This window comes from Rothia sp. HMSC08A08 (assembly GCF_001808385.1).
Taxonomy (GTDB): domain Bacteria; phylum Actinomycetota; class Actinomycetes; order Actinomycetales; family Micrococcaceae; genus Rothia; species Rothia dentocariosa.
The window spans coordinates 46,218-59,826 of the sequence record NZ_KV793074.1 but is presented as its reverse complement, the minus strand read 5'-3'; the positions used below and the strand labels follow the sequence as shown (position 1 = coordinate 59,826).

Sequence of the window (13,609 nt, the reverse complement as noted above, 5' to 3'; positions counted from 1 at the left end):
ATGCGCCCCGATCCCTCCCCCGGCTCCCCGGCTGATGAGCACCCCGGATTCTCCCCTTCGCTGCGCCCTGATGAGAACCTTCGGGAGCAGCTGAGCAGGCTTATGCCCAAACTTCCCGGTGACGGCTCGCTGCCCCCGCAAATCACTCATGTGCACCGCATTCCCGCACGTGAAGGGCAGTATTCGCCGTGGCCGCACTGGCTGCACCCGCGCGTGATTGAGGCCTTCGAGTCGCTGGGCGTGCACGAACCGTACACCCACCAGGTGCAGGCGGCACAGGCAGCGCATTGCGCCTTCGATGCTGCACTCGCCGAAGACGCGCACCGGCTCTCCTTCGGGCGAGCATCCGGGCAGGGGCACGATGAGTCGGACACAACGGCGCGGCACGTGATCGTGGCGACCGGGACCGCATCCGGAAAATCCCTGAGCTACCTCATGCCCGCCTTCGACGCCCTCTACCGCGGGGCGCGCCGTGAACCGCTCAGCACCACGGCAGCAGATGCAGGTTCCACAGGATTTCATCAGAGAGCGAACGTTCTATATATTTCACCGGCGCGGGCGCTCTCAGCCGACCAGCTCAACGCCATCACCGCCTACCACCTTCCCGGGCTCAACGCCGCCACCTATGACGGCGACACCCCGGCACAGGAGCGGCGGTGGGTGCGCGAACACGCTAATTTTGTGCTCACCACCCCGGATATGCTCAACTACGGAATTCTGGGCAACCACCGGCAATGGGCGAACTTCCTGCGCGGGCTGCGCTATGTGGTGCTTGACGAAGTACACAGCTACCGCGGCGTGTTCGGCGCGCATATCGCCAATCTGCTGCGCCGCCTGCGCCGAGTCTGCGCGCTCTACCGGGTGAGCCCGGTATTCTATGGGGCATCTGCCACGAGTGCGAACCCTGCCGAGTCTTTCGCCAAGCTCATTGGCGTACCTGAGGGGAACGTTGACGCGATTACCGCATCGACCGCACCGCGTGGAGAATCCACCGTCATCCTATGGGAACCGGAGTTTCTGCCCGATACGCAGGTGACCGATAAACTCGCCGCCGGTGCTAGCGCCTTCGACACCCGTTCCGAGGCGGAAAAGCAGGCGCCGCAGCGTATCTCCGCTATTGAACAGGGTGCTCAGATGCTCACCGACCTGGTACTTTCGCGCACCCGCACGCTTGCCTTCACCCGGTCGCGGCGCGGTGCTGAGCTGATCTCTCAGCGAGCGCAGCGCTACCTTGATGAGACGGAGGCGGGGCTGGCGTATCGGGTGGCGGCGTACCGTTCGGGGTATATGCCCGAGGAACGCCGTGAGCTTGAGCATCGGCTGCGCACCGGCGAACTGCTCGGGCTGGCAAGTACCTCTGCGCTTGAGCTGGGTATCGATATTTCCGGGCTGGATGCGGTGCTCGTGACGGGCTGGCCCGGAACCCGCGCATCCTTTATTCAGCGGATTGGGCGTGCCGGTCGCGGGGGTCAGGATGCGCTCGCTGTGCTTATCGCCGGGGACGATCCGTTGGATACGTACCTGGTACATCATCCGCAGGCGATTTTCGGGCAGAGCGTGGAAGCTACCGTATTCGACCCGACGAACCCGTATGTGCTTTCGCCACATTTGTGCGCTGCCGCGGCGGAGTCGCCGCTGCGTGCCGAGGAGCTTTCGCTGTTCGGCGAGCATACTGAGGCTCTGCTTAACCGGTTGGTGCAGCAGAATTATCTGCGCCGCCGGGCGGATGGCTGGTATTGGACGCACGCGGAGTCGGCGACGAATCTGGTGGATCTGCGTGCCACCGGCGGTGGTCCCTATCAACTGATTGATGCTGAGGACGGTTCGCTGATTGGCACGATGGATTCGGCGCAGGCAATGACTCAGGGACACCCTGGTGCTATCTATATTCACCAGAACGCCCAGTATTTGGTGGAGTCCCTGGATGAAGCGGCGCGCGTTATTCTGCTCTCGCGAGTGTACCCCGACTATTACACGCGGGCGATCGAGGCGACCGAGGTTAAGATTCTGCAGGAAAAGGCGGGTGTGCGGTACGAGTTCGACGGCGCCCAGCCCGGTACTGCTGGTCTGACGATGCACCGCGGGCGAGTTCAGGTGACCGATCAGGTTATGGGCTTTCAACGGTTTTCGGTGTACGGCAGTGAGTACCTGGGCGATGAGCCGATGGAGATGCCGCCGAGTATCCTGATGACCGAGGCTATCTGGTTTACCTTTGACCCGAGCTACCTGTTTGCCGCCGGCGTGGCTGAGCCGGATGCACCCGGCACCCTGCACGCCGCAGAACACGCCGCCATCGGCTTATTACCGCTGATTGCGACCTGCGACCGCTGGGATTTAGGCGGACTCTCCACCCTATACCACGCCGATACGGAACGCCCCACCATCTTCGTATACGATGCAGCACCCGGCGGAGCAGGCTTTACCCAGCGCGGGTTTGAGGCGGTTCGCACCTGGCTGGGCGCAACCCTGGACGCTATTGATTCCTGCGGATGCGAGAGCGGCTGCCCCTCCTGCGTGCAGTCCCCCAAATGCGGCAACCGCAACGAACCGCTCTCCAAGGCGGGCGCACAAAACCTGCTGCGGGCAATGCTGCACTCACTCGATGACGCAGAACGGGACATGCTGTAAGGCTAGAGCATTCCACAAGGTCTGGCTAACACCTCCTATCGGGCTCATCAGTCGGATTTTATGGGTTCCCCGGTTCTTCAGAGGTTCGGTCGGAGGGGACGTTCTCGGGGATCTCGTCGCCGGATAATCCCTCATCGGGTGCGCCCTCCCCAGAGTCCGGATGCGGTGCCCCGGCGCGCGATGTACCTTGCGCATCGCCGAGGAAAGCAAACGGTCCGTGCACGGCAGAGTTCACCCGAATATCCACGGTTTCGGGGCGGTCCGCGAGGGCGCACCCCACCAAGTTGGCGTTATTATCGCGGGCTACCTGGGCGGCAATATCGCAAGGGTCTCCAGGGGTGATGCCGCGCAGCGCATCCGCCGCGGCGAGCGCCGCCAGGTCTGCCGCCTGCGCCGCCCGCCGATTCGCCGTGCTTACCCCGGCAAAACCGATGATGACGGTTGCCAGGATCAGCAAGGCGGCGATAATGCCTACCGCAAGTACGGTGCCGCTCCCCTCCTCAGGGTTTTCGGTCGGCAGCGACCGATCAGCCGCCTCGCGCCGCGGTTTGGCGAACGGCGGCACGCATGCATTCCAGATGAAACCAGGTGTGACCATGTTTATTCGCCGCCAGCCGTCGTGGCGTTATCCGAGCTGCCCTCAACCCGTGCGGTCGCGGTGGCCTGCAGCCTCCAGCCGGTTACCGAGCCGATAACCCCCGGTGCCGCACGCTCCACCTGAACCCGCACCTGCCGCGCCCCCGAAGTTTCTTCCACGGTCTGTACCTGCAGGTTAATGTTGGGGTCTATCCGCGAAACTTCATGCTGTACGGCGGCGAGGTTGTCTCCCCGGGCGAAGGCGCGTGCCGCGACTCGCGAGGATTCTTCGAGTCGCGACTGGGCTATGCCTACCGCTGCCGCTGAGAGACAGAGCGCGAGCACTGCGATCACGGCGGGCAGAGCGACCGCGAATTCGGCAGTCACGGCGCCTTCATCACGCGCGCGTAACCGCCAGGCGCGCATCATGCGGTGTATAAGCCTCATAGACGTTCCTTTCGTCGGGTTTGGGCAACTCTCGCGGTTTTCACGGGTAGTACCGGGTTTAGAAAAGCCCAAAGGTCAGCCCAGAACCGCCCGTTGCAAGGGCGTTCTTGACCATATCTACGAGCATGCCGCGAATCTCGTCGGACTTGAGAATGGCGACCAGCAGACCGGCAAAACCTACGGCGGCGAGCATTACGATGCCGTATTCTGCGGTGCTGGCGCCCTCCTCCGGGTCGTTTTCGTCTGCATATTCAACCTCGTCGGTGGGCGAGGCCATCTCGTGCAGTTCGGCGGCTTCATCCGTGCGAATTCCCGCGAAGAGTTCCTCGTGCTCGCTCAGGGAACGGCATTCTGCGGCGCATTTATCGAGGGTGCAGCCGGCGGCGAGCGCCTGCGCCAGTTGTTGAGCAAAATGCGGTTCAAGCTGCTGCAGGTATATGTTCGTGTATTCGTCGAGTGCCTGCCCTAAAAGTACGGGGTTCTCTTCCGTGCGGGCATAGGTCTCAAGGCATTCCCGAGTGCTCCGGTGCGTGGTGTGCAGAGCGGGAGCAGAGTGTACAACAGTCATCGTTGTTTCCTTTCATATAGTTTTGTTTGATAATTTTTGTGGGTAGATTTGCTGCAACGTGCCTCGGGGCGAAGCTCACCGGGTTCAGGCCAGCAGCCCCGGAAGAAGCGAGATCACAATCGGTATGATTCCGCAGCAGATAAAGGCCGGAAGCGAGCACAGTCCCAGCGGAAGAACCAGCGCCACGGCAAGTTTTGCGGATGCGCGCTCTGCCGCCCGGCGCTCTTCAAGCCGATATGTTGCCGCGCAGTGCCGCAGCAGTGCCGAGCTGGGTGTTCCCGCCGAATACGCCGGTGCCAGGATCCGAGCTAATTCCCGCAAGAGTGGATGGTCGTAACCGTCCCAGGCGGCCTGCCAATCGGCGCTTACCGTCAGGGTCAAGGTGATGTGCTCAAGCGCATCACTTATTGCCCGTTCTTCATGCGCGAGTGCCCGGCCAAGAGCCTGTAAGGCGCCGGTCAGGCCGAGCCCCGCACGCAATTGTGCGGCAAGAAGCTCAAGCATCAGTGCCGGATCCAGCGGCTCAGTCTCTGCAGAACCGCTAAACCCTGCCAGTTCTTTCTGCGGTTTCTTTTCTCTTCGGCGCCGCCTAGTTCCTTGAGCGCGGGCATTCTTCTGCGCGGGTTCCTCGGCCAGCACGGAGCTGCGTTCGGCCCGGTGCACAAGCCGAGCCGTCCAGCGCCTCCCAAGAAGCGCCAGCGTAATGCCCAAAAAACCAGTCAGCAGACCAGCCAGCGAACCAGTCAGCGCGCCGACGGGATCCGTTCCCATCAGCCAGCCCATCACCAACCCGATAAACGGCAGCCACGACAGTATCTTGCCGGTCGTTTTCGGCCCCGTCAGCGCACTTTCTCGCCCAAGAAGAGCATCCAGGTGTTCTTCGGCGTGTTCGGCTGCAGCCCGTAGGGTCTGCGCCAGAGGTGCGCCGGTGGTTTCGTTCATGCGTAAGCACAGGCCGAGTTCGCGGATGCGCTCCCGGCTGTGTGCTCGCTGCGCGCTAAGGGCGCCCAGGGTTGTTCCCGCCGCGAAACCAAGCTGTTCTTCACGGGCCAAAGTGTCTAATAGTTCGTCAATATCGTCTTGGGTTTGCCGGTATGCCCGCTCGCGTCTGCTGCCCGTCAGTCGGTGCAGCGCCCGGCGAAGGAGCGAGGACTTTTCGGATTCGTTCCCATCAGCGTTCCCCATTTCCCGACTTTGTGCTGCGGAACCGCGAACCGTAAAGCCGTCAGCGCCAGGCGGATGCCGGGTACGGTTTTCAGCCGTTGCTTCGCGCAGGCTCAGACCCGCATCCAGGGTTGCAGATATACCGCGCAACGCTTGCGGCCATAGACGCATCTCGGTTGAGGTTGGTGGAGTCGACGGGATAAGCCTTTGAAACCGTGTCTTTAGCCGAGGCTGTGTTGTGGCGGGCAGATACTCGCCAAATGCCATGCTGTCGCCTGCGTTTTTACGCGCCTTTCTCTGAGACGAACCGGCGGCGCGCGTCTTATGATGCACCATCAGGCTCATAGTTCCTCTCCTTCCTGGCTACTACGGTCGGTTTGTTCCCGTGGTACAGCTGTATAGGGCGCGGCAGAATCGGTGCGAACCCCCGGATCGTATCCATAGGTACATGCGGTCGGTGTAGTCTGCGTTTCGGGGGTTGCGCCGCGGTGTTCGTGTCCGGGATGCGCGGTTGCCGAGCGTGCATGGGCAGCGTGCCTATCCGGTGAAATAGCGTCCGTGGGAGGGTTCAGCGGTAAGTTTTCCCCGTTACCCTCAGGTAGGGTGCCGCCCGCCGAATTGTCTGCCGTTGGGCCTTCGCCCGGCAAGAGTTCACCCGCAGGCTCAGACCCGCACGGCGTTACCACCAGCGCATCCTGGCGCAGGTCAAGCCGGTAAATTCCAGCGATCCGCCGCATGCCCTGCACCTGTTCCAGGTGAATAATGCGGTCAAATGCGGTGGAAGCGTGCAGGGCTACAGTGCGTTCATCCAAACCGGCAAGCGCACCCAGCGCGGCAAGACGATGCGGCACGGCGAACGCGGAATTCGCGTGCAGCGTTGTGCCTGCGCCCTGGTGCCCGGTGTTCATGGCGTTAAGCAGGTGCAGGATTTCGGAGCCGCGGCACTCCCCCACCATGAGCCGATCGGGTGCCATGCGCAGGGCTTGCACCAGCAGGTCTCCCAGCGTGATCTCTCCGGCGCCTTCGGCGTTCGCGGCACGGGTTTTGAGGCTCACCGTATGCGGATGCTGCGGGTTCAGTTCCGGGGTATCTTCCAGGATCATGAGGCGTTCCCAGGCTTCACATTCACCCAAAAGCGCGTTCAGAAGCGTGGTTTTTCCAGTACCGGTTCCCCCGCTGACGACAAAGTTCTGCCGCCGCGCAACCATGGTGCGCAGGGCTTGCTCGGTCGCCGCATCAAACATGCCGCTTTCGCGGAGCGCGGCAAGTGTCAAACAGCTTTGGGCGGGCAGACGAATAGACAGGTGCGTATTCTCGACCAGCGGCGGAATGACCGCGTGGATACGCCGACCGGAGTCGTCGTGCACGTCGTCCGCCGGATGCGCCGCATCGAGCCTGCCGCCGTGCGCCCTAATAAGACGGTTGGCGAGTTGGCGTACCTGCGCCTCAGTCTCGAAGGTGAGGGTTACCGGTTGGGTTTGTCCGTGCGCCTGAACCCACACATCCTGCGGAGAATTCACGTAAATATCGGTGATTCCGGGAATATGTGTGAGGGTTTCAAGCGCACCCAGACCGTAAAGTTCGGCGTGCAGGCAGGACAGCGCACGCGATACAAGGTCGGGCTCGTGCCCGACGGGAAACTCGTGGTTTTCGTCCCCATACATGTCTTCTTCGCAGGCCTGCTGCACCGCCAACGTTAGGTCTTTACTCGACCACAATCGGGGATTTTCGCCTTCTGCCGAAGCAACAGGTGAAACATGCTCGGTCTCGGCGTGTGGGCTGAGTGGGCGCGCCAGCAGATAGGTGAGGGCATGCCGGGCGATGCGCCGCGCGCGGTGATCCTCAAACACCGGAATAGGGGTGAGCCCCAGGTGTTCTCTTGTCTCGGCTGAAAAATCGGGTGCCATCAGCTCTTGAGGCGGCATGCAGGTGCCAACAATCGAGAGGGTTTCGGGCGGGGCATAGTTTCCACAGGTGACGAAGTCTGTTTGCTCGGGGGCAAACCCGTCGGTGCCTGCTGTCTCGGCGCTACTCGATCTATAAGCGCTACCGGCGCCGCGAGAGAACGCCCGGAAAACGCCGTGTTCTGCCGTTTGGGTGCGAAATACTGCCTGAGGTGAAGGAGGTAAAGCTGCCATACCCCTATTTCACAGGTTTTCGCGCATGCGCACGGCAGCCGAGCAGCAGACTGTGGATAACTTCGCCCTATGGGACACTTTTACGGGGTATCCACAGGACAAGAGGACGATCCCACACCGATTGTCTGCTCACCGACTGCACAAACCACGCTTTTATGTCGCGCTATAACGCACCGCGCTAACCGTGCCGCTTTGCGCCCGAACCACTAGGAAGGGTTCTTATCGCCTCACCCTACTGCCTTGTCTTCGCGAGACAGTTTATGCACCGGGTTATAAGAAGAAACACCAATGATTCCCACCCAGCACAGGATAAGTCCGCCGATCGCGGCGGCAGACATGAACGAGAAGGTCAGCAGCAGCGAGACGGAGAGAGCCACAGGCAGCATCAACCCGATTCCGTAGAGGGGAACTCCCAAAGCACCACCGGCGTTCCTGGCGAATTGAACAAACCCGCTTGTCACGGCCTCATTTCCGCCGCCGATCGCCTCCTGGAGCCTCACGAAGATCGCGGGCATACCGATACCGACACCAATTCCCACGAGTGCGCCTCCCACAGTCAGCGACCAGATATGAGGCACCAGGCACGTCAGGACGCCGATAGTCGCGGTCAGCCACCCGATTACCTCTGTGCGTGCATGATGCGCGCGCAGTCCGCCGATTGCGGAGCCAATGCCGCTTCCCGCCACCAAAGGCAGTACCAGCCATCCTAAAGTTGCGGTATCCATCTTCAGCGTATGGGCCATTGACATGGGCAGATAGACGGCGGCACCGAAGGCAAGGCTCGACAAACCCGCCGTGCTGATCAGTCCTCGCACGAGTACCGGCTCAGCCAGCACAGACCGGAAGCTTCGCGCTTCAGCGGGTTCACTCGGCAACCGGATTCCGGGGAGGCTCAACGAGAGGGTAAGAGCCACGATAGAGAGAAGAGCGGGGCTTGCAAACGCCACACGCCAGCCAAGAACTGAGGTCAGCCAGCCCCCAAGGGGTGCCCCAATCAGGGTCGCAACAACCTGCATTGAACCCAGCAGACCAATAATCCTGCCAAGACGTTTATCACGCCAGTACCGGGTCACAGCAGCCATACTCGCGGGCACGATAATGCCAGCACCAAGACCCTGAATCACCCTGAACATAATGAGCTGCACCATCGACTGAGATTGCGAAGTCAACACTGTAGCCGCTGCATACAGCAGGGTGCCCACAACATAAACCTTCTGCGGTCCTTGGCGGTCGGCCCAGCGACCACTGTTCAGAAGCATAGCGGTGGACGCTAACATATAGGCACCCACAACCCACCCCACGGTGCTGTGACCGGCGAGCTCGGAGGCAATCGTCGGCAAACTGACCGTGATAAAGTTCTGCATCAGCGTAGCCGAAGCAGACCCAATGAGCACGGCTGCCAGACACCAGTGACGACGACTCATCTGCCCTCACTCACTTTCGACCGGTGTAACCAGTCCTGTGTTCCCATCAACCCGAATCGTCTGACCCGACGTAATATTCTGCGTACCGGACTGAGTGCCAAGAACGGCAGGAATCCCGACCTCGCGCGCGACGATGGCCGCGTGAGAAAGCGGACCTCCGGTATCAGCCACCACGGCGGCAGCCACATTGAACAGCGGGGTCCAGGTGGGATCGGTATACCGACACACGAGCACTTCGCCCGGTTCCAACAGCCCGAACTCTTCCGGCCCGTGGATAACCCGTGCCGTGCCCATCGTCACCCCTGGGCTCGCGCCAACCCCTTTGATGCCGTCCGTCTCGGACCGGTGCTTCCCCCGGTCCCACCACAAGGTCTCAGCGGTTGTGCGCTTCTGCTTTCGGCGCGAAATCTTCTGCTGCAGATCGGAGGATGGTTCTTCTGCAAGCAGCGCAGATTCCACCTCGTCAAACAGCGCATAGGTTACGTCTGAGGGATTCGCCAAGATGCCGCGTTCAACGAGTCGATGTGCGATCTCGTCCATGACCCTACGAGCCTCAACAAACCATTCTTCGATGAGATACAGAGAGCCTTCACGTGCGACATGCAGAGCCCGCAACGCGGTGACCGTCTTATCCCAACGTTTATGCAGGAACCGTGGCAGTCGGCTGCGCACAAGCTGACGTTTATCGGCCCGATCTGCATCCATGGTGTGCCTGCCACGAATACCGGCGGCAATCAGGGTGAAAAATGATTCGGGGTTCTCACTCCAAGACCTGCTTGAATAGGGCAGGTACATGCGCGGTGTGCGCGCCCCAATCCGCGACAGCGTCTGCTGAACCTCTTCGAGAAACGCCGGCCCATTGGGGCGCTTCGAGAGAGATTCAACCGCGTTATCCGTGTCCACGAGAACGTCGTCGAGACCGAGTTCGCGGGCGCGCTCGCAGAGACGCGAAATTTCGCGGTCGATATGCGCCGTCACAAAATCGAGGTTCGCGAATAAATCCTCGGTGGTGACGCTCGGACCAAGCCGCGCAATTTTCATCATCATATCCGCCTCGGCACGTTTGAACATTAGCGGCATGAGGTAGTGCGAGAAGCGAGCGCGCGTAAGCTCAGCTGCCGCATCGACCGCACGGTGACTGCGCGCGATCAGGTCGCGGTCGGTGATACTCTCAAATGCCCGATTATCCGCCTGGAATGCTTCAAGTTCATGTTTCCAATCCAGCGAGTCTGTATTCCAGTCGGGGTTAGCAGCCGAAAAAGCCTGTCGGATCGTGCGAGGCAAGTGCGTTACGATGCGCGGCGAAACACGCGGCCACGTTGCATGAATGCTCGCAATCCCGTCATCGCTGATGCGGATAACACGATCAACGGGTGGCGTATCCACGCCGAAGGAACCGAGAACTTGTTGAACTTCCTGCTGTACCTTGCGCACGGGCATGATGTCCAGGGGATACGGTGCGGGATAATGCTCGATCAGGTCATCACGCATCATCTGCAGAATCTTTGACTGTGCAGGTCCGTGTCCCGAGTCGGTGTTCGACAAATTCGATAAAGATGTAATCGGTCGAGTCTGCAAGAGGTGGAGCTCATCGCCGCATATACCCCACTCGATATCTTGGGGTGCGTTGTAATAGGCGGATACCTGCCGCCCGAGAGCGTGAAGTCGTCGAAGATCGGAGTCTGACAGGCACGAAGCCGCACGATCATTCGGTGGAACCGGGCTTCTCTTAGTCCCGCCGGTGTGGTCGAGGTCGATGCGTGTCTCTTTATCCCCGATGATCGTCTCGACGGCGTGCCCCTGCGAGTCCAGCGTAAATGTATCCGGGTTGACATGGGCGGCGACGACGGACTCGCCAAGACCGTAGGAGGCACTGACGAGCATCCGATCCGTCATGCCAGAGATAGGATCTGCCGTAAATAAGACGCCCGCCACGTCTGCAGCAACCATTTCCTGCACCACCACGGCAAGTTCCGCCGATTCGTGGGAGAACCCGGCTTCTGTGCGGTATGCTATCGCCCGATCCGTCCAGAGTGAAGCCCAACACCGCCTTAGGGCATCGACAACTGAGTCTTCTCCCTGCACACCGAGATAAGTATCCTGCTGCCCCGCGAAACTCGCACTGTCCAAATCTTCCGTTGTCGCTGATGAACGTACCGCCACAACCGGCGATCCCAGCGCCCGGTAAGCCTCGACGACGGCGTCTCGCACGGCGCGGGGGACTTCCTGCTTCAGGATCAGCTCTCGTGCAGCGTGAGAGCTCGTACCGGTTGCCTCGTGAATAATATCTTCAGCAATCGGTGCGACGGCAGCTCTATAGGCGTCTGTTGTCACGCAAAATCCTGGCGGCACGTTCAGACCAGCGCGATGCATCGTTATAAGGTTGGCGCCCTTGCTGCCGACGCTGGCCACCTGGGCATCCCCGGAAGGATGACCTCGCCGGAACCAGGCTATGAACGCGGTCGTCTCTTGTTCGTGTGCGGCCTTCATCGTTCGATCACAACCTTAATTATGCTTCGTGTCACTCTTTGTCCTGTCTCAACGGCAAAGCGCTTCTCTATCTTCTTAGAATATCTGTCGCGGTGGGGTTTGGACATAGATTGCTGCCATCGAATTCGCCCTGACATGCAGGTTCACGCATAACCGTCTTCGCATATTCGGGGTTCTCTCACCGATAATAGGAATGTGTACATTATCGTTGTTCCCCTCGATGCGCCCGCCGGCGGTTCGGTCATTCCGCTGGATGCGCATCCCGCACGCGCCCACACGGGCACGGGAACATCGGGGCATGGTTCCCCATCCTCCCCCGCTTTTTGGGGAGTTTTTCACGTCGAATCTCTCGCCCCGGCACAACTGACCGGCATGCACACGAAGCTCAATATTCTGCGCGCCGACCGCGTGAGTACCGGAAATCTGCCCGCCTATGTGCGCGAAGTCGAACGTCGCTCTGACCCGCGCATTAACCCCGAGTCGAAGCAACCGCACGCACGCTGGATATGGGCTGACACCCGCACGATTGCGCCTATTCTGCTGCGCAAAGGGGTGCGGGTTCAGCTGTGCCACGATATGCGCCTGGTACAGCGCATTCTGCGCACCGCGAGTACTCACCCGAGCGGGCATGTTCGTTATGAACCCGTTCTCGACCTGGCGCAGGATACTGTCGAAAAACCTGCGGGTAAGCTGCCCGTCGCACGCCAAATTGCCGGTCAGGGCGAGCTTTTCGGGGACGACTTTTTGACGGCGGCTGAGGAAAATACTGCGTCCGGTCATGAGGCGGCGCCCCCAACGCTGACATTGGCAGATACCGAGCTGGTGCACCAGCATCTCGACGAATTTACCGCGCAGCTGCGGGCGATCGCCACCGGTGCGCATCCTGAAAGGCTGCGGTTATTGGCGGCGGCGGAATCGGCAGGGTCCCTGGTCGCGGCAGAAATCGAATACTATGGAATTCCCTTTGACACCGCCGCGCATGATGCCCATTTGACTGAGATTTTGGGCTCGCGCCCACCTGAAGGCGAGCATCCCGCCAAGCTGATGGAGCTTGCCGAGCAGATTCGTGCCGACCTTTTCGCGCCCCATCTGAACCCGGATTCCCCGCAGGAACTTTTACGCGCACTTCACGCCGCCGGGGTGAACGTGCCCAGTACCCGCTCCTATGTGCTCAAGGGCTGGGCTGAGGAGACTGCCACGCAGCGGGAACGGCGGTGGGCGCTCATCGAGCCCATCCTGCGGTACAAGAAGCTGTACCGCATCTTTACGGCGAACGGGTGGTCTTGGGCGGATTCCTGGGTGCGCAACGGTCGTTTTCGCCCGCATCTTGAAGTTGGAGGCGCCGCGACCGGGCGGTGGGGCGCATCCGGTGGCGGGGCTCTGCAGCTTCCCGCCGAGATCCGTTCGGCAATTCTAGCCCCCGAAGGCGAGGTTTTTCTCGTTTCTGACGGTTCGCAGATTGAGCCGCGCATCCTGGCGGCGCTCAGCCACGACGAGGCGCTGGCATCGGCGGGCCGCGGCACCGATATGTATGCGGGAATCGCCGAACTCGCCCGGCTTGAGGGCGTGGCGCTCACCGAACGCGCACAGGCTAAGGTGGGGCTTCTCGCCATTATGTACGGCGGGCGCAGCGGAGAAATTGGGGCGCTGCTGCCGCATGTTGCCAAGCTTTTCCCGCGTGCGATGGAGTTTACGGAGCGTGCGGCGCGCATCGGCGAGGTCGGCGGGCAGGTCACCACCTTTTTGGGGCGCACCTCACCCGCGCCAGATGAACGTTTCAAACGGACGGTTGCAGACCGTTCTACCCCGGCGGCGGAGTCGCGTGCTGTCTCACTTTCGCGCTCTTACGGGCGTATGACCCGCAACTTTGTGGTGCAGGGAACGGCTGCGGAATGGGCGCTGTGCTGGATGGGCAGGGTGCGTTCGCGTCTGCTGACCGAGACGGTTTTCGGCATGCCTATGCGCACCAAAATTGTCTATTTTCTGCACGATGAGCTGCTGCTGTGCGGCCCCAAGCTTGAGGCGGAGCGTGTCGAGAGGATTCTGCGGGAGTCTGCTGCAGAGGCGGCGCGCCTGCTTTTCGGGACGGTGCCGGTGGAGTTCCCGGTCTCAGTGACGGTCACAACCAACTATGCCGAAGGTAAATAGGTCCACGCCGCCTACGCTCGTTTCTC

Annotated in this window: 9 protein-coding genes; 2 read left to right on the top strand and 7 right to left on the bottom strand. The window is 61.0% G+C overall.

Going from position 1 to position 13,609, the window contains the following annotated elements:
- A complete protein-coding gene (locus HMPREF3164_RS06630) occupies window positions 1-2,628 on the top strand; it encodes a DEAD/DEAH box helicase (RefSeq protein ID WP_371440315.1) in 2,628 nt (875 codons plus the stop codon).
- A gap of 58 nt (window positions 2,629-2,686) precedes the next feature.
- Here HMPREF3164_RS06630 and HMPREF3164_RS06625 read toward each other — a convergent pair whose 3' ends face one another.
- The 7 genes from HMPREF3164_RS06625 to HMPREF3164_RS06595 form a co-directional block, all read right to left on the bottom strand.
- Window positions 2,687-3,226: an Rv3654c family TadE-like protein gene (locus tag HMPREF3164_RS06625; RefSeq protein WP_070449787.1), complete on the bottom strand. Its 540-nt coding sequence runs from the start codon at window positions 3,224-3,226 to the stop codon at window positions 2,687-2,689.
- A 2-nt stretch (window positions 3,227-3,228) separates the two neighbouring features.
- Window positions 3,229-3,651: a TadE/TadG family type IV pilus assembly protein gene (locus HMPREF3164_RS06620; RefSeq protein WP_048754224.1), complete on the bottom strand. Its 423-nt coding sequence runs from the start codon at window positions 3,649-3,651 to the stop codon at window positions 3,229-3,231.
- Window positions 3,652-3,709: 58 nt separating this feature from the next.
- On the bottom strand, window positions 3,710-4,219 hold the full coding sequence (locus tag HMPREF3164_RS06615; protein ID WP_070449786.1) for a DUF4244 domain-containing protein: 510 nt from the start codon (window positions 4,217-4,219) through the stop codon (window positions 3,710-3,712).
- An 84-nt stretch (window positions 4,220-4,303) separates the two neighbouring features.
- Window positions 4,304-5,728, bottom strand: a complete 1,425-nt coding sequence (locus tag HMPREF3164_RS06610; protein WP_070449783.1) for a type II secretion system F family protein — start codon at window positions 5,726-5,728, stop codon at window positions 4,304-4,306.
- The gene (locus HMPREF3164_RS06605; protein WP_246822627.1) at window positions 5,725-7,521 is read right to left on the bottom strand and encodes a TadA family conjugal transfer-associated ATPase; all 1,797 of its coding nucleotides are present in this window, start codon (window positions 7,519-7,521) and stop codon (window positions 5,725-5,727) included. Before HMPREF3164_RS06605 ends, HMPREF3164_RS06610 begins: the two co-directional genes overlap by 4 nt.
- 227 nt (window positions 7,522-7,748) lie before the next feature.
- Window positions 7,749-8,945: an MFS transporter gene (locus HMPREF3164_RS06600; RefSeq protein WP_070449780.1), complete on the bottom strand. Its 1,197-nt coding sequence runs from the start codon at window positions 8,943-8,945 to the stop codon at window positions 7,749-7,751.
- A gap of 6 nt (window positions 8,946-8,951) precedes the next feature.
- On the bottom strand, window positions 8,952-11,435 hold the full coding sequence (locus tag HMPREF3164_RS06595; RefSeq protein ID WP_070449777.1) for a PEP/pyruvate-binding domain-containing protein: 2,484 nt from the start codon (window positions 11,433-11,435) through the stop codon (window positions 8,952-8,954).
- Window positions 11,436-11,630: 195 nt separating this feature from the next.
- Here HMPREF3164_RS06595 and HMPREF3164_RS06590 point away from each other — a divergent pair, with 195 nt between their 5' ends.
- Window positions 11,631-13,583 (top strand): bifunctional 3'-5' exonuclease/DNA polymerase, encoded by a 1,953-nt coding sequence (locus HMPREF3164_RS06590; RefSeq protein WP_070449774.1) that lies wholly within the window; start codon window positions 11,631-11,633, stop codon window positions 13,581-13,583.
- Window positions 13,584-13,609: the final 26 nt, after the last annotated feature.